This is a genomic window from Sagittula marina, from assembly GCF_014196795.1.
Lineage (GTDB): Bacteria > Pseudomonadota > Alphaproteobacteria > Rhodobacterales > Rhodobacteraceae > Sagittula > Sagittula marina.
The window spans coordinates 25,676-42,528 of the sequence record NZ_JACIEJ010000012.1 but is presented as its reverse complement, the minus strand read 5'-3'; the positions used below and the strand labels follow the sequence as shown (position 1 = coordinate 42,528).

General features: G+C 61.4%; 13 protein-coding genes. 6 read left to right on the top strand and 7 right to left on the bottom strand.

Translation table 11 applies throughout. The features are described from left to right. Window positions 1-7: 7 nt before the first annotated feature. Complete coding sequence (locus GGQ68_RS19635) at window positions 8-1,453, bottom strand: FAD-linked oxidase C-terminal domain-containing protein (RefSeq protein WP_183969029.1); 1,446 nt, start codon at window positions 1,451-1,453, stop codon at window positions 8-10. Window positions 1,454-1,660: 207 nt separating this feature from the next. Here GGQ68_RS19635 and GGQ68_RS19630 point away from each other — a divergent pair, with 207 nt between their 5' ends. Together GGQ68_RS19630 and GGQ68_RS19625 are read left to right on the top strand one after the other, a co-directional pair. Further along, complete coding sequence (locus GGQ68_RS19630; protein ID WP_183969027.1) at window positions 1,661-2,071, top strand: CopD family protein; 411 nt, start codon at window positions 1,661-1,663, stop codon at window positions 2,069-2,071. Beyond that, window positions 2,071-2,796, top strand: coding sequence for a DUF599 family protein (locus GGQ68_RS19625; protein WP_183969154.1), 726 nt, complete (start codon window positions 2,071-2,073; stop codon window positions 2,794-2,796). Before GGQ68_RS19630 ends, GGQ68_RS19625 begins: the two co-directional genes overlap by 1 nt. 310 nt (window positions 2,797-3,106) lie before the next feature. Here GGQ68_RS19625 and GGQ68_RS19620 read toward each other — a convergent pair whose 3' ends face one another. Genes GGQ68_RS19620 through GGQ68_RS19605 form a run of 4 tightly spaced genes read right to left on the bottom strand, consistent with a single transcriptional unit; the run spans window position 3,107 to window position 9,823 of the window. After that, a complete protein-coding gene (locus tag GGQ68_RS19620) occupies window positions 3,107-5,161 on the bottom strand; it encodes a glutamine amidotransferase (protein ID WP_183969024.1) in 2,055 nt (684 codons plus the stop codon). After that, window positions 5,158-7,935, bottom strand: coding sequence for a DUF4159 domain-containing protein (locus GGQ68_RS19615; protein ID WP_183969022.1), 2,778 nt, complete (start codon window positions 7,933-7,935; stop codon window positions 5,158-5,160). The genes GGQ68_RS19620 and GGQ68_RS19615 overlap by 4 nt, the downstream gene beginning before the upstream one ends. Continuing rightward, a complete protein-coding gene (locus GGQ68_RS19610) occupies window positions 7,932-8,807 on the bottom strand; it encodes a DUF58 domain-containing protein (protein WP_183969020.1) in 876 nt (291 codons plus the stop codon). The genes GGQ68_RS19615 and GGQ68_RS19610 overlap by 4 nt, the downstream gene beginning before the upstream one ends. Then, window positions 8,804-9,823 (bottom strand): AAA family ATPase, encoded by a 1,020-nt coding sequence (locus GGQ68_RS19605; protein ID WP_183969018.1) that lies wholly within the window; start codon window positions 9,821-9,823, stop codon window positions 8,804-8,806. The genes GGQ68_RS19610 and GGQ68_RS19605 overlap by 4 nt, the downstream gene beginning before the upstream one ends. A 69-nt stretch (window positions 9,824-9,892) precedes the next feature. Here GGQ68_RS19605 and GGQ68_RS19600 point away from each other — a divergent pair, with 69 nt between their 5' ends. Next, window positions 9,893-10,474 carry a DUF1285 domain-containing protein gene (locus GGQ68_RS19600; protein ID WP_183969016.1) on the top strand — a complete coding sequence of 194 codons (582 nt, stop codon included), beginning with the start codon at window positions 9,893-9,895 and terminating at the stop codon, window positions 10,472-10,474. Between the two features lie 99 nt (window positions 10,475-10,573). Here the strand turns inward: GGQ68_RS19600 and GGQ68_RS19595 are convergent, their stop codons facing one another. Together GGQ68_RS19595 and GGQ68_RS19590 are read right to left on the bottom strand one after the other, a co-directional pair. Then, window positions 10,574-10,948 (bottom strand): rhodanese-like domain-containing protein, encoded by a 375-nt coding sequence (locus GGQ68_RS19595; RefSeq protein WP_183969014.1) that lies wholly within the window; start codon window positions 10,946-10,948, stop codon window positions 10,574-10,576. A gap of 11 nt (window positions 10,949-10,959) precedes the next feature. Next, window positions 10,960-11,853, bottom strand: coding sequence for an MBL fold metallo-hydrolase (locus GGQ68_RS19590; protein ID WP_183969012.1), 894 nt, complete (start codon window positions 11,851-11,853; stop codon window positions 10,960-10,962). 192 nt (window positions 11,854-12,045) lie between these two features. Here GGQ68_RS19590 and GGQ68_RS19585 point away from each other — a divergent pair, with 192 nt between their 5' ends. The 3 genes from GGQ68_RS19585 (at window position 12,046) to GGQ68_RS19575 (ending at window position 16,733) form a co-directional block, all read left to right on the top strand. After that, entirely contained in the window at window positions 12,046-13,272 is a 1,227-nt protein-coding gene (locus tag GGQ68_RS19585) for a urate hydroxylase PuuD (RefSeq protein ID WP_183969010.1), read from the top strand. 390 nt (window positions 13,273-13,662) lie between these two features. Then, entirely contained in the window at window positions 13,663-15,567 is a 1,905-nt protein-coding gene (mutL, locus tag GGQ68_RS19580) for a DNA mismatch repair endonuclease MutL (RefSeq protein ID WP_183969008.1), read from the top strand. After that, on the top strand, window positions 15,564-16,733 hold the full coding sequence (locus GGQ68_RS19575; RefSeq protein WP_183969006.1) for a DNA recombination protein RmuC: 1,170 nt from the start codon (window positions 15,564-15,566) through the stop codon (window positions 16,731-16,733). The genes mutL and GGQ68_RS19575 overlap by 4 nt, the downstream gene beginning before the upstream one ends. Window positions 16,734-16,853: the final 120 nt, after the last annotated feature.

The following is a 16,853-nucleotide window of genomic DNA, read 5'->3' as shown; positions in this document are numbered from 1 at the left end:
AAAATTCTCACTCCGCCGCCAGCATTGCCGTCCGGCGGGCGTTCGAGGCATCCAGAGGAAAAACTTTCGCCGGGTTCAGCAGCCACTTCGGATCGAAGACGTCCTTGATCAACATTTGCGCTTCCAAGTCCTGCGGCGCGTATTGATGGTGCATCAGATCGCGCTTTTCCACCCCGACGCCATGTTCGCCCGTCAGGCAGCCGCCAACCTCGACACACAGCTTGAGGATTTCCGCGCCAAGGTCTTCGCAAAGCTCCAACTGCCCCGCCTCATTTGCATTGAACAGGATAAGCGGGTGCATGTTGCCGTCGCCCGCGTGAAAGACATTTGCGACTTCCAGCCCGAACTCTTTTGACATCTCACTGATGCGTTTCAGGACATAGGGCAGCTCGTTCACCGGGATCGTTCCGTCCAGACACATATAATCGTTGATGCTGCCCATGGCACCAAAGGCCGATTTGCGGCCCAGCCAGATACGCGCGGCCTCATCGGCGTCGGTGGCCTCGCGTAGTTCAACCGGATTGTGACGGCGCGCAATCGCGGTGATCTTTTGCAACTGTTCGTCGATTTCCGCGTCTGACCCTTCGACCTCGACGATCAGCAGCGCCTCGCAATCGGGGTAGCCAGCGCCGGAAAACGCGTCCGTGGCGCGGATGCAAGGACGGTCCATAAACTCGATCGCGACGGGCAGCACGCCCGCCTTGATGATGTCCGACACACAGGCCCCCGCAACTTCGTTGCTGTCATAGCCAATCAGAACGGGTCGCGCGCCTTCGGGTTGGTGCAGAATGCGCAGGGTGGCTTCTGTGACCACACCCAGCTGCCCTTCGGAGCCGCAGATCACGCCCAGCAGGTCCAGCCCGCCCGCGTCCAGATGCGCGCCGCCGAGTTCCACCACTGTGCCGTCCATCAGCACCAGTGTCACGCCCATCAGGTTGTTGGTGGTCACGCCATACTTCAGACAGTGCGCCCCGCCAGAGTTCATGGCGATGTTCCCGGCAATGGCGCAGGCCAGTTGCGACGAGGGGTCGGGTGCATAAAAGAACCCATCTTCGGCCACGGCGCCTGTCACCGACAGATTGGTGCGCCCGGTCTGCACGCGAATAAACCGGTTGTCGTAGTCGGTTTCCAGAACCTCGGCCATGCGCGCCACGCCCAGGATCAGCGAATCTGCGGTGGGCAGCGATCCGCCCGCCAGAGAGGTGCCCGCCCCACGCGGGACCACGGGCACGCCTTCGTCATGACAGATCTTCAGCAGGGCAGAGACCTGCTCGGTCGATGAGGGCAAAGCCACCGCAAGCGGCGGGCAGCGATAGGCCGTGAGTGCATCACATTCATAGGCGCGGACCTCGGCCTCATCATGAATGATACCACCGGGCAGGGCGGCCTCCAGCATTTCGACGATGCGGGCCTTTCGAGCGATCACGGCGGCGTTGGGTTCCGGCATCTGCATGGGTGTCTCCTCCTCAGGTGTGCGCCCCTTGCCAAAAGGTAAGGCATTGCACAGCACGACGCACCCGCGCCGTGTCACCAGAAACCAAAATCCGCATAATTGGTCAACTAAAATAACCAAAACTGCGAATTGAGGGCGGAATGTCGCGCGATACCTTGCATGTGCCCCTTGGCAAAGGTCATCTGCAGCAAACAGAAGGGATCCCGCATGGCTTGGGTCAAAATCATACATATTCTTTGCGTGATGGGGTGGATGACGTCGATCTTTGCGGTGCCGCGCGCGCTCATTTACTGGAAACGCGATTATGCCAAAACTGGCGAAAATGGTCCGTTGGGGGATCTCACGTTCCGTCTGTATCGGTTCTCTTTCGGGCTGGGTGTCATCGCGATTCTGACGGGAATATGGTACGGAACATGGCTTGGCTGGCCTGCGTGGTTGCATCTCAAGGCCTCTCTGGTGCTGCTGCTGGCCGTCCACTACCTATGGATCGGCAAGCTGGTGCGCCGTGCGCAACAAGGCGAATTCCGTGAATCCGACCTGTTTTTGCGCATTTTCAACGAAGCCAGTGTGATCGGGACCATTGCCATCCTTTGGGTGGTCGTGGTGCAGCCGTTTTGATAAAAGTTCAGACCCTCTTGTCCGGGTTCACGCCTTGGGACGCCGCCGCGGTGCTGTTTCTGGCGCTATGCTGGATGGGGGCGACGTTGATTATTGAACATCCACCCAAGCGCCGCCCGTCGATGTCGACGCTGATGGCCGCTTACAGGCGGGAGTGGATGGTTCAATTCGTGCATCGCAGTCCGCGGATCTTTGACAGTCAGATCGTTTCGAACCTGCGGCAAGGGACGGCGTTCTTTGCTTCGGCGTCGATGATTGCCATCGGTGGGGGCTTTGCGCTGCTGGGCAATGCGGATCAGCTACGCGGTGTGGCCGCCGACCTGACAGAAAGCGCCGACCCCGTGGTGGTGTTCGAGATCAAGTTGATGGTGATGTTGCTGTTCGCGGCCAATGCGTTTCTGAAATTCGTTTGGTCACATCGTCTGTTTGGGTACACCTCCGTGTTGATGGCCGCCGTGCCGGAAGACGTGAGCGACCCGGTGACCATGCCGCGCGCTCAAAAGGCGGCCGAGATCAACGTCACCGGCGCGCGGAGCTACAATCGTGGCCTTCGCTCGGTCTATTTCGGCATCGCCTCCGCGGCGTGGCTTGGCGGCGCGTTGCCTTTGACACTGGCGACGATCGTGACCTTGGCGGTCGTCCTGCGGCGCGAATTTGCCTCTGTCAGTCGCGCGGTCCTTCTGGAGCCGACGGATCGGACCACTGGACAGACGCCGGGGTCGTGATCGCCTTCGTCGCACGCGATACGTCCTGCTTCTGAGTTGTGGGGTGGAGCGGAGCGCTTGGCGATCAAGATGACCCGTGGCCGAGCCTGGTCAGATGTGCGTCAAGCTGCGCTGATACGCGGTTGGCCGATCATGCTGAGGGCGCAACGAACTTGGTGCTGGGAATGCGTGTTCTTTTGCATCCGCATGAAACCGAGCAGGCCTTTGCCCTGACGTCTGACAGTGGCTGTGATCCCCGAGGGGGGCTTGGGGCGCTGGACCGATGTTCGGCGGACGGAGGGAGCGACGCTACTGCGCCGCGCGCCATGCGTTAAGCTGCGGCGCCGGCTCGCCCCTCTCGCAACCAAGCGCCAACGATCAGAGCCGCCGCTAGAAGCAGCACCAGCCAAGGCGGCAGAAGCGCGGTCTGGCGCACGTCGAGCGTTTCAAACGCCTCTCGCGGGGTGATGCCGATCCAGCCACGTCCGGCCGCGGGACGGCCAGGTCGGACGTTGCGTACCGATGGCATGCCGTCTTCCAGCCGCAACACACCCCCGCGTGTCTCATCGATCAAGGGCGTCAGGGCCTCGCCGCTGGCGATGGTCTGGATGAATTCGCGCGGGGCGGAGGGGCCAAGGCCGACCACCGTTTCCAGATCGGATTCAGTCAGGCGATAGAGGCCGATTTCGGGCCCTTCGAACGTCCCTTCGAATCGACCGGGGCTGACTTCTTCCAGCGGGACTTCAACGGGTTCGCCATCAGGTCCGGTAACGGTAACGTTGCCCACGTCGCCCGACAAAGAGCGTCGGATGATACGCATTGTCTGGCCGGTGGGTTCCGCCCAAAGCGCTTCTTCTTCCAGTTCCGGTTCCTTCATCATCCAATGGGCGAGGCGGCGCAGCAGTTCCAGTTGCGGGCCACCGCCCTCAAAGCCTCGGTTCCACAGCCACGCCTGATCGGACGCCAGCAGCGCCACGCGCCCCTCGCCGACCCGGTCCAGCACCAGCAACGGTTTGTCGTCGACACCCTGCATGACCACGTCGCCGGAGGTCGGTTCCACTTCTACCTGACGCAGCCACCGGCCCCACGTTTCCGCGCCTTCCAGACCGGCGGTCACCGGGTGGCGTTCGCCCATCTCGGTCACGGCAGGACGGTAGCCGCGCTCGATCACACGGGCAGTGGGTTCCGCGGGGATGATGTCGGCAAGCGGCGAACGGTAGATCGAATCCGCGCTGGCGAAATCCTTGCCGGCGGCGACCAGCATTGCACCGCCCTGTTCGACGTAGTTACGCACGTTGTCGAGATAGATCGCAGGCAGGATGCCGCGCCGTTTGTAGCGGTCAAAGATGATCAGGTCGAAGTCCTCGATTTTCTCGAGAAACAGCTCTCGCGTGGGGAAGGCGATGAGCGACAATTCGGTGACCGGCACGCCGTCTTGCTTTTCTGGCGGACGCAGAATGGTGAAGTGCACAAGGTCCACGGAGCTGTCTGATTTCAACAGGTTGCGCCACGTGCGTCCGCCGGCATGCGGCTCACCAGACACCAGCAAGACGCGCAGGCGGTCGCGCACGCCGTTGATCTGCACCAGCGCGCGGTTGTTGCGATCAGTCAGCTCACCGTCGGCCTCGGGGACCACGAATTCGATCACGTTCAGTCCGCCGTGGGGCAACTCGATCGGCAGCACCAGATCCTCGTTGATCGGCACGCGGTAGCTTTCAGGATCTGCGCCATCCACGGAGATCTGGATGTCGGTGGTGGACTCACCGGGGGCTGCGCCGTCATCTTCGATTCGCAGGGTCAGTTCGACCGGTTCGCCCAGGATGGCAAAGGCCGGGGCATTGCGTACGATCAGGCGGCGGTCCCAATCGTCCTCTTGCCCGGTGAGCAGAAGATGCAGCGGCGCGGGCAGGTCAGGCGCGCGTTCGAGATCATGCAATCGCCCGTCGGACAGCAGCACAACGCCTGCAATACGGCCACGGGGTTCTTCTGCCATGGCGGCCGACAGCGCGGTCATCAACTGGCTGCCCGCATCGCCATCGCCATCCGGCACGGGAACGCGGCGGACTTCTGTGTTCGGGCGGGCGCGCAGCGTCGCCTCCAAATCATCGGCTGCGGCGGAGGTGACGCCTGCGCGCTCTGCCAGCCGTTGCGAGGCGGTTTCGTCCACCAGCATCAGCACGATGTCAGACAGTGGCGCGCGCTCCTCCTTTTGCCACGACGTCTGTGCCAGCGCGGCGATTACCACCAACGCAGCGAGCGCACGCAGCCACCAGCCCTTGAGCCCGCGCCACAGAGCAAGCACCACGCCTGCCAACGCCACAGCGCCAAGACCAAAGATAGCGCCCCAAGGCAGAAGCGGGTCGAAAACGATCTGAGCAGCGTTCATTGGCCCAGCCGATCCAGCAGCGCAGGAACGTGGACCTGATCGCTTTTGTAGTTGCCGGTCAGAACATGCATCACGAGATTTACTCCGAACCTGTAGGCGATTTCGCGTTGGCGTTCGCCGGTAAAGCCTCGGCCCAGCGGCACCAGCGGATTGCCCGCCTCGTCCATGGCCCAGGCTGCGGCCCAATCGTTGCCGCCGATAACCACGGGGGTCACATTGTCGTTGAGATCGCGGAAGGGCATTCCGTCAATCAGCTCGGCGTCGGGCGGTGCGGCTTCAACCCAGACGTCGCGACCTTGCCATCGGCCGGGAAAGTCGTTGAGCAGGTAAAAGGTGCGGGTCAGGACGTGGTCCTGCGGGACCGGCTCCAGTGGTGGAATGTCGAGCGGTGCGGCAAGTTCCTGCAACTTGCGCCCCTCCGGCGTGCCGGAGCCGAACCCTGCCACATCCGCATCTCGGGTGTCGAACAGGATCAGGCCGCCGGAGCGGAGGTAAGTGTTGAGCTTGGCATAGGCTTCGGACGAGGGAGTCGGTTGGTCCGGGGTGATCGGCCAGTACAGCATTGGATAGAACGCGAGTTCGTCGGTTTCCAGATCGACGCCGATAGGCTCCGCCGGTTCGACCGAGGTTCTGAAAAACAACGTGTCGGACAGGCCGCGTAGCCCCGCTTGGGCCGTCTCGTCCAGCCGCGCGTCGCCGGTCAGCACGTGTGCGAGCACAACTTCAGACGTGGCGGCAAGCGCCCGCGCGTCGGCAGCGGGATCGGCTTGCGGTTCGTCCTGGGCACGCGCACCTTGCTGCGTGGCAGACAGAAGCATCAAGGCTAGGCCCGCTGCCACCGCACCGCGCAGGCGACCGGACAGAGACAATGTCGCGATCACATCGGTTGCCAGCAGCAGCAGCGCCGCGGCCAGAAGCCATCCGGCCAGCGGTTGCTCCTGAGAGCGGTTCAGCCCCTCGACGGGCACAGTGTCGGGCCATGTCATCGGGATCAGCTCCGTCTCGGCGGTGACGACATTGCGCGCGATGCTGCGATCTTCGCCTTGATACAGTCCGGGGCGCAAGTCGGGGCCAAGCGGGGCAGAGACCAGAGCGGGCCCCTCAACACCGGGCAGAACGCCCGCATCCTGTGGCACGCCAAAGGCGTCGAGCACGCGCACTGGTTTCCAGATCGTACCTTCCATATCCTCAATGTCCGGTTGCGCGGTGGCAGAGGACACGGCAAGCCGTTCAAGCATCTGCACAAACAGACCAGACAGCGGCAGGGAAGACCACTCCGCGTTGGCCGTGACGTGGAACAGGATGACCTGCCCTTGTCCGACCTGTTTGCGGGTGACCAGCGGCGTGCCATCGGCCAATTGCGCGATCACGCGGTCAGCAAGTGTCGGGTCGGGCTGGGCCATAACCTGACTGTTCACGGCCACATCGTCTGGGATGGTCAGGCCCATGAATGGACTGCCTTCGGTAAAAGGGGCAAGCGACTTGGGTTCGCCCCAGCTCATCGCGCCGCCGACGGTCCGGCCTCCGGCGCGCAGACGCACGGGCATCAGCGGATCTTCGGTGTCGCGGCTGATGTCAGAGGCCGCCAACCGTGGTCCTGCAAACCGCAGCAAGGTGCCGCCAGCATTCACCCAGTCGAGCACGTCGGCGCCCTCTTGACCGGTCAATTGTGCGACATCCACCAGCGCGATCACATCCGGGTTGGCGGGGATCACGGTCTTCAGATCGGTTTCCAGAATGTCGGCCGTCGGGGCAAGCGCTTTGCGAAGATAGTGCAGTGGGTCAAGCAGTTGCAGACCCTCGCGGTCCTCGCGGGCGGCGATCAACGCCACCTCACGCCGCCGTAGGGAGTCGTCGGGCAGGGTCACCGCGCCGGCGCTGTCCGCGCCGCCGATCTCGAACCTTTCGATGCGGGCGCGCAGTTCGGAAGGGAGCGACAGTTCAATCTGGGTTGTGAGGGCCTGTGCCTCAAAAGTTACTGGCGTGCGCATCAGGACCGCCGGGTTGCCGGCGGGATCGCGGCCATGACCTTCAAGCGTCACTTCTGCCTCGGGGCCCGGGCGCAAACGGCGCAGAGTGGCGGTCAAATTGCCATCCGCCAATACCATTGGTTCCAGGGCAAGCAGGTTGCGCGGTGCTTCGAAGACCGTGACCTGCCCACGATCCTGCGCAGCCTCCAGCAGCGGCGCGCGTCCATCACGGTTCAGCCCGTCGGACATCCAGTAAGTATCGAAATTCTCGTCCGGAAGCAGGTCGATGGCACGGTCCAGCGCGTCCGGTCCCGGCTCCCATGGTTCTGGCTCAATACCTGTCAGGCGAGAGCGCAGGGCCTCTGCGGACAGAAATTGCGGCTCCTGCGGGTCCGTGAGCCGTATCAAGGCGACCCGGCGATCGTCGCGCCCGGCCTCCGCCAGTAGCCCGTCGAGCGTGTTCATCCGCAGCCGCCAGTCTGCGGCCGAGGCCCAGCTTGCATCCATCACCACCAAAAGCGGTCCGGTCCCTGCGGCATCGCCCTCATCGCGCGGATTGAGGATTGGTCCGGACAGGCCGATAATCACCGCCGCAACGGCCAGCATCCGCAGCAACAAAAGCCACCATGGCGTTCGGTCCGTCACCTGCTCGTCATTCTTGAGGCCAAGCAACAGCACCACCGCAGGGAATATCCGCCGAACCGGAGCAGGCGGGATGGCACGCAAAATGATCCAGAGGATCGGCAGCGCGATCAGTCCCATTAGCAACCATGGGGCGGAAAACCCCAGTCCGAACAAGGTCATCCTTGGCTCCCGTCCAGCGCGCGATAAACCCATAGCAAGGCCGATTGGGCGCTGTGATCCGTGTGATGCGTGAAATACTGCCAGCCGGTCAGGCGGCAGAGGGTATCAAGCCGGTCTTTGCGTTCCGCGAGACGTTCAAGATAGCGGTCGCGCAGGTCATTGGCCTTCAGTGTCTCATAGGCGACGGATTTGTTCACGCTTTCAAATATGGTGCGCCCGTGGAAGGGGAAGGCTTCCTCCGATGGGTCGAGCACCTGAAACAGAACGCCACGCACGCCACGGTCGGCGGCTTTGGTCAGCGCGGCCTCCACCGGGGCGAGGTCGCCGAGAAAATCGGAAACGAACAGCGCTTTGGCGTCGGGCAACATGCCGCGCGCCTCTGGCTCGGCGTAGTCGTCCTCGCCATCGGTACTGAAATATTCCGCCAGACGAAGGGTTTGCGCATTACCCCGGCGTGGCGGCAAGGCCCAGCCGGTCAGCCCCACCCTTTCGCCGCCGCGCACCAGCAAGACTGCCGTGGCAAGCGCGGTCAGCCGCGCGCGGTCGGACTTGGTCGGAATGTCCTTGTGACTGGAAAAGCGCATGGAGGCCCCGGGATCGACCCACATCTGGACCGATTGCGCGATCTGCCATTCACGTTCCCGCACGAATTGCTCGTCGCCACGGGCAGAACGCCGCCAGTCGATTTGCCGAAACGAGTCGCCTGCCTGGAGCGGACGGTATTGCCAGAAATCGTCGCCCAGCCCAGCGCGCCGACGGCCGTGGTCACCCAGAAGAACGGTGCCAGCCAGATGTTCGGCACGGGCCAGAAGCGCGGGGAAGCGGCTGGCTTCCTCCTGCGCCCGGGTGCGGAGATGGGCGACGGAACTCACGCTGCGGCGACTTTTTGCAACAGCCCGCCTGCCACATCGTCGATCAGCGCGCCAAGATCCTCGCCGCGGGCACGGGCGGAGAATGTCAGCGCCATGCGGTGGACCAGAACCGGCTTGGCCATATCCAGTACATCTTCGGGCGAGGGGGCCAGTCGACCTTGAAGTAGCGCCCGCGCGCGAACCGTCAGCATCAGCGCCTGAGCGGCGCGGGGACCGGGTCCCCATGCAACAATGTCCTTCACCCGCTCAGGCGCGCTGGGATCGTCGGGGCGGAATGCGCGCACAAGGTCGAGGATCTGCTCAACAACCGCGTCGCCCACGGGCATCCGACGTAGTAGTCTCTGCGCGGCGATCAGCTCTGCCGCGGTAAAGACCTGATGGCTGTCCGCTTCTTCTGTCCCGGTTGTGGCAAGCAGAATATCCTTCTCGGTCTTGCGATCCGGATAGGCCACGTTGATCTGCACGAGGAAACGGTCAAGCTGCGCCTCGGGCAGGGGATAGGTGCCTTCCTGTTCGATGGGGTTTTGCGTGGCGAGCACGTGGAACGGGGCCTCCAGCGGGCGCGTCTGCCCGGCAACGGTGACCACCTTTTCCTGCATCGCCTGCAGCAACGCCGATTGCGTCCGGGGAGAGGCGCGGTTGATCTCGTCGGCCATGAGAAGCTGACAGAAGATCGGGCCTTCGATGAATTTGAAGGCACGTGTGCCGTCTTCTCCGGTTTCCAGAACCTCGGAGCCTAGGATATCGGCAGGCATCAGGTCCGGTGTGAACTGCACGCGGTTGCCGTGCAGCCCCATGACGGTGCTGAGGGTTTCGACCAAACGGGTCTTGCCCAGGCCGGGCAGGCCGATCAACAGCGCGTGACCGCCGCAGAGCATGGAGGCCAGCGTCAGGTCAACGACGCGCTCCTGGCCGATGAATCTCGCAGTTATGGAGCGTTTGGCCTCTGCCAGCTTCGTCTCCAATGCTTCGATATCGGCGACCAGATCCTCGGCGTCGGTGTCTAGGGGGGGCATGGCATCTCTCCGTTTCCGACCTATAGTCTTTTGTTCAATGTATCCTTGGTTAGGTTAATGGCAAAAGCAATGTCGGCACAAAATATCGTGACACCCTCGGCTGATGGCATCGCCGCCTCAGCGCAAGCTGCAAAAAAGGGCAGGGGACTGCCGCCGGTCGACAAGTGGGACCCGCCATTTTGCGGTGATCTGGACATGCGGATCGCGCGGGACGGCACTTGGTTCTACCTCGGGACGCCCATTGGGAGGGTCGGACTGGTCAAGCTGTTCTCGTCCATCCTGCGCAAAGATGGCGAGGATTACTTTCTCGTGACTCCGGTCGAAAAAGTCGGAATCACGGTCGAAGATGCACCATTTGTCGCGGTCGATTTCACGGTGGAGGGCAAAGGTGAGGCGCAGACCATAGCGTTTGAGACCCATGTGGGCGATTTTGCCACCGCAGGTCCAGAACACCCGATCCGCGTCGAGCGCGATCCGGAAACAGGTGAGCCGTCTCCTTACGTCTTGGTCCGCCGCAACCTCGAAGCGCTTATTGATCGCAAGAGTTTCTACCGATTGGTGGACATCGGCGCACATCATGACGATTGGTTCGGGTTGTGGTCTGGCGGCAAATTCTTCCCGATTATCCCGTCAAGCGACGTTGAGGTTTAAGAGAACGGCCCCTGTTTCTTTGCTTCAAAAATACTCCGGGAGCGTCGGGGCAGCGTGCCCCACCGTCGCACTTGGGTGCGACGGAAAAGCTGCCTCACATCACTCCATACGTTGTGGCGCACCGGTGCCCATGTTCACACCGATGTACGGCTTTTTGGCGGCTTTCCACGCGCCGAACCCGCCTTCCATATGGCCAATCCTGGTGATCCCGGCATCCATTGCCGCACGGCTCACCTTTTCCGAACGCACGCCAGAGCCGCAATGCAGCAAGATCTGCTTGTCTGACTGACCGGGCAGAGCGCCCGCGTCGAAGCCCGCCATGGGCATCAGCAACGCACCATGAATGTGCTCGAACATGTATTCCTGCGGTGTGCGCACGTCGATCAGAATAATCTTGCCGCTCTCCATGCCAGCCTCGACCTCGTCCACTGTCCAGGTCTCAAACGTTGCGCCGTTCACGGTTTCGCTTTTCATGTGCTGTCCTTTCAGAACTTGTTCGCGGGTATCTTGAAATAGAAGTGGCCATCATCCTCCAGCGGCGCAAGTCGGCCACCGCGCAGGTTGACCTGTAGCGCAAAGAGCATTCGATCCGGGAGAGACAGCGTCGCGTCGCGATCATCACGCAGCTTGATGAATTCCGCCTCGGTTTTGCCCGCAAGATGCGGGTTCCGTTGCTTGTGTTCGGCCACTGTCGCCTCCCATGCGGGATCGTGTCGGTCCTTGACCGGTGGGTAATCGTGACCGACGAACAGCCGCGTGTCATCTGGAAGCGTCAGTATCTCCTGCAACGAATTCCACAGGTCTTTCGATGATCCGCCGGGAAAATCGGCACGGGACGTGCCTGTATCTACATGCATGAACGTGTCGTGTACAAAAGCTGCGTCACCCATGACATAGGTGATCGAACCCAGCGTATGCCCGGGCGAAAGCATCACGTTCACCTGCACATTGCCGAAAGAGAATTGCTCGCCGTCAGCAAAGAGCCCATCAAAATCGCGGTCGGGGTCAAAGGCGTCTGGCAGGTGGTAGATGCCACGCCACAACGCGGAAATTTCACGGATCTTCTCGCCAATGGCATTGGGCGCACCGGTTTGCCGTGTCAGCCAGTGGGAGGCCATCATGTGATCTGCGTGCGGATGCGTGTCGAGCACCCAAGCCACGGTAAGCCCCTGCGCCTTGACGAAATCCAGAACCTCCTGCGCGCTGTCCGTGCGGGTGCGTCCGGCCTCCGGGTCGAAATCGAGAACCACATCGATCAGCGCGGCTTGCTTTGTCTCCGGACAGGCGGCCACATACATGATCGAGCCGGTGTCGCGATCGTAGAACCCTGTGACCTCTGGAGAGCCGGACCCCGTCGACGGGCTTTTGCGGGTGAACATGCATATCTCCTGTCGTTTTCAAATTCTGTTAATGGAATGTAACGCCGCGACAGTTGGTCAGTTCCATCCCAAATTCAAGGAGATTTGCGCTGCGATCCAAGGATGGAGAAAGTGGGAGCCTTTGCATGGCACTTTACGTGAGATAGCGTGATGTACATACACTCGGCCAAGCGTCATAAGGAAAGACACTACATGTACGATCTCGCCACATTCGGCGCTTGGGCCGAATTTGCCATTCGATGGCTGCACGTGATTACCGCCATCGCGTGGATTGGGTCTTCGTTCTATTTCATCGCGCTGGACCTTGGATTGCACCGCGACCGTAATCTCGCCTCCGGCGCGGATGGCGAAGAATGGCAAGTGCATGGCGGTGGTTTTTACCACATTCAGAAATATCTCGTGGCGCCGTCGCAGATGCCCTCTGATCTCGTTTGGTTCAAATGGGAAAGCTATTGGACATGGATCTCCGGCTTTGCCCTGCTGACGGCGGTGTATTACTTCGGGGCGGAGTTCTATCTGGTCGATCCAAATGTCATGGACCTCGCGGCGTGGCAGGCGATTGGAATATCCGTTCTGTCCCTTGGCCTTGGCTGGGTGGTCTATGACCAGCTGTGCAAATCGCCGCTGGGCAAGAACCTGAACCTGCTGATGGTCGTTCTGTTCGGCGTGCTGGTGCTGATGGCCCTGTTTTACACGTCGGTGTTCTCAGGGCGGGCGGCGCTGTTGCATCTGGGGGCCTTCACCGCGACGATCATGACCGGCAACGTTGCGATGATCATCATCCCCAACCAAAAGGTCGTCGTGGCCGATTTGATCGCTGGCAAGACACCCGATCCAAAATACGGCTTTATCGCCAAGCAGCGGTCCACCCATAACAACTACCTGACGCTGCCAGTTTTGTTCCTGATGCTGTCGAACCACTACCCGCTGGCCTTTGCGAGCGAGTTCAACTGGCTGATCGCGCTGCTGGTCTTCCTGATGGGTGTGACGATCCGGCATTTCTTCAACACGGTGCACGCGCGCAAGGGGACGCCCACTTGGACGTGGCTGGCGACGGCCGTGCTGTTTCTACTGATCATGTGGCTGTCCACGGCGCCTTTGTTCCAGACGGAAGAGCCGGAAGAGGCGCAAGGGCCGGCCGCGCTGCGGTTTGCGCAGGCCGAGGGGTTTGAGGACGTGCATGACATCGTGCTGGGGCGGTGTTCCATGTGCCACGCGGCAGAGCCGGTCTACGGCAACCTGTTGTGGCCGCCCAAGGGCGTGCGTCTGGAAACCGAGGCGCAGGTCGCCCGACATGCGCGCGCGATATTTTTGCAGGCCGGGGTGACACATGCCATGCCGCCGGCGAACCTGTCATGGATGGAAGACGACGAGCGTGCCGCCATCCGCAAGTGGTACGCCGACGCAACAGGCGGCTAAGCGTGTTTGATGCTGCGGGCTGTTAGGCCCCAGTGCGGGACAAGTTGGCCAAGGAAATGGCCCGCACTGTCATCTGCGCTGCGACGGTTCTAAGAAGCTGTCGTGTCAGCGTTGGACCAGCTTGATGGGTTGAAACCACGTCTTCGCAAAGCTTTCGCCGTAGACGGAGGAAATCGTTTCGAACGCGATCAGGGGAACCAGCATCTTCGTATCCTTTACTCGGGTTGGCTATATTGATGATAACTTTATTAACGCAATAAAGTTTCGAAAAATATGATACATAGGTACATATGTTGCATAGTCATCACGCGATACCTTGTTTGATGCAGGTGCGGCGTTACCGCTGAACGGCGGTTTCAGAATCGGAAATGTGGTGCTAGGTCTGGTGGCATGAACACGCACGACCCCAATATGCGCCCAACCATCCGGCAACTGGACGACGCCTCCATCAACCGTATCGCCGCTGGCGAAGTGGTGGAACGGCCCGCGTCTGCGGTTAAGGAATTGGTCGAAAACGCCATTGACGCTGGCGCGCGTAGGGTCGGCATTGAAATCGCGGATGGGGGTAAAACCCTGATCCGGGTCACCGATGACGGCTGTGGCATGACCGCAGACGATCTGCCCTTGGCGCTCTCGCGGCATGCAACCTCAAAGATCGACGGCAGCGATCTGCTCGACATTCATTCTTTTGGCTTCCGGGGGGAGGCGTTGCCCTCGCTGGGGGCGGTGGCGCGTCTGACGCTGCAAAGCCGAGCCAAGGGCCACGAGGCGGTCGAACTGTCTGTTGATGGTGGGCATCGCGGCATAGCAAAACCATGTGCGCTGAACGGCGGCACAGTTGTCACGCTGCGGGATTTGTTTTTTGCCACTCCGGCACGGCTGAAGTTTCTGCGCACGGACCGTGCCGAGATGCAGGCGATTTCCGACACGATCAAACGTCTCGCCATGGCAGAGCCGTCGGTTGGTTTTACCCTGCGCGATGTGTCTGGCGGCAACGATCGCGTGACCTTTCGTGTGGAGCCTGAGCAGGGCGATCTGTTCGACGCGCTGCGAGGACGACTGGCGCGCGTCATGGGCAGCGAGTTTGCGGAGAATTCGCTTGCCATAGATGCGGAGCGGGAGGGCTTTCGCCTCACCGGGTATGCCGCACTGCCGACCTATTCACGTGGAACATCGGTGGCGCAGCATCTGTTCGTAAACGGTCGGCCGGTGCGGGACAAAACCCTGATCGGTGCGTTGCGCGGGGCTTATCAGGATTTCCTGTCGCGGGATCGGCACCCGGCGGTGGCGCTGTTCGTCGATTGCGACCCGCACAAGGTCGACGTGAACGTACACCCCGCGAAATCAGAGGTGCGGTTCCGCGATCCCGGCGTGGTGCGCGGGCTGATCGTGACCTCACTGCGGCACGCGCTTGCGAACGCCGGGCATCGGGCGTCGACCACCGTGGCGGATGCGACTTTGAACGCACTGAGGCCTGAACAGGTGGGCCCGTTGGGACATACCCCCCAGCCTCTGCACCAGCCGCGCGTGTACCAGATGGACAGGCCCAGTCTTGGCGCGCGGCAAGCCAGCTACGCGGCGCAAGCGCCAGCATATTTCCAGCCCGCGCCGGCCTACCCCGCGCAACACAGCGGCTTTGCCGAGCTCGGCGGCAGCTATTCGGGGCGTGTGGTTGAGCCAGAGGCCCCGCAGGAGCCACGCGAGGACATCATCCGCAAACCGCTTGGCGCGGCACGGGGGCAGGTTCATGAGAACTACATCATTGCCCAGACGGAAACGGGCATGGTCATCGTGGATCAACACGCCGCGCATGAACGTCTGGTGTACGAAAAGCTGAAAAAACAGATGGCCGAAAATGGCGTTGCGGCGCAGGCTTTGCTGATTCCTGACGTGATCGACTTGTCCCATGACGAGGCGCAGCGTCTGCTGGCGGTGGCCGATGATCTGTCGCGTATGGGGCTGACCGTCGAAGCCTTTGGCAACGGGGCGATTGCGGTGCGAGAGACCCCGGCGATCCTTGGCGAAGTGGACAGTCAGGGGCTGATCCGCGATATTCTGGACGAGCTCGACGACCTTGGCGAAAGCCAACTGGTCCAGGAAAAGATCGAGGCGATCCTGAGCCGCGTGGCCTGCCATGGCTCGATCCGCTCAGGCCGCATCATGCGTGCCGAAGAGATGAATGCGCTCCTGCGTGAGATGGAGGCAACACCGCATTCCGGCCAGTGCAACCACGGGCGACCGACCTATGTGGAGCTGCGCTTGACGGACATCGAACGGCTGTTTGGGCGCTCATGATCCAGATTGGCGACGTATCGCTGAACCTCTCTGATCCTGTGACCTTGATTGCGCTGGGCGTCGTCTGTCTGCTGCTGTTCTTGCTGGTATCCTCAGCGCGCTCTGCCTCGCGTGCGGCGCGATCGGTGGAGCCTTTGGCACAGCAGATGCGCGGCGTTGCGGGGCGCGTTCAACAGTTGGGGGAGGGGCAGGAGCGGCTGGCGGGCGGTCTGCACCATGTGTCGGAGGCACAGGCGACAAGCCAATCTGCCATGATCCAGCTGATGGAACAAAGGCTTGCCGAAGTGCAGGACAAGATGGCCGTGAACCTGCATGGCTCTGCCCGGCGCACGGCGCATTCCTTGGGCGAACTCCAGGAGCGGCTGCAATCCATCGACAAGGCGCAGGCCAACATCACCAAATTGTCGGGCGATGTGCTGTCGTTGCAGGACATCCTGTCGAACAAACAGACACGCGGGGCATTTGGCGAAATCCAACTGCATGACATCGTATCAAAGGCGCTGCCCTCGGACAGCTATACGTTGCAGGCAACTCTGTCCAACGGGCGGCGTGCCGATTGCCTGATCCACTTGCCGAACCCGCCGGGACCAATCGTGGTGGACGCGAAATTCCCGCTCGAAGGCTACGAGGCCATGCGCCGCGCCGATACGCCGGAACAAAGGACCCGGGCGGCGCAGCAATTCCGGCTGTCGGTTCGCAAACACATCCGTGATATTTCCGACCGCTACATTATCGAGGGAGAGACGGCGGATGGGGCGTTGATGTTCCTGCCGTCCGAGGCGGTCTACGCAGAATTACATGCCAACTTCACCGATGTGGTGCGCGAAGGCTTCACTGCGCGGGTTTGGATCGTTTCTCCGACCACTTGCATGGCGACGCTCAACACCATGCGGGCGATTCTGAAAGACGCGCGCATGCAAGAGCAAGCCGGAGCAATCCGTAAGGAATTGCATGCGCTTTATGCTGACGTTGATCGGCTTGGAGGGCGCGTGGCGAACCTTGACCGCCATTTCGGGCAGGCCGCCAAGGACATTGAAGAGATTAAGATCAGCGCGGACAAAGCAGGTAAGCGCGCGAGAAGATTGGATAATTTCGATTTTGAAGACCTCTCGAAAGAGGCTGAGACCGGTCTTGCAGTCCTGCGACCCGATCAGCGCGTAGAATAGTTTACCATTGAACTAATGGCTTTATGGGGTGCGCTAACAGTCATGCGTTGCACGCATGGGCGATATGCGATTGCCCTAATGCCGCTAGGTTTCGACCCCTGATAGACCCACCTTTAACCA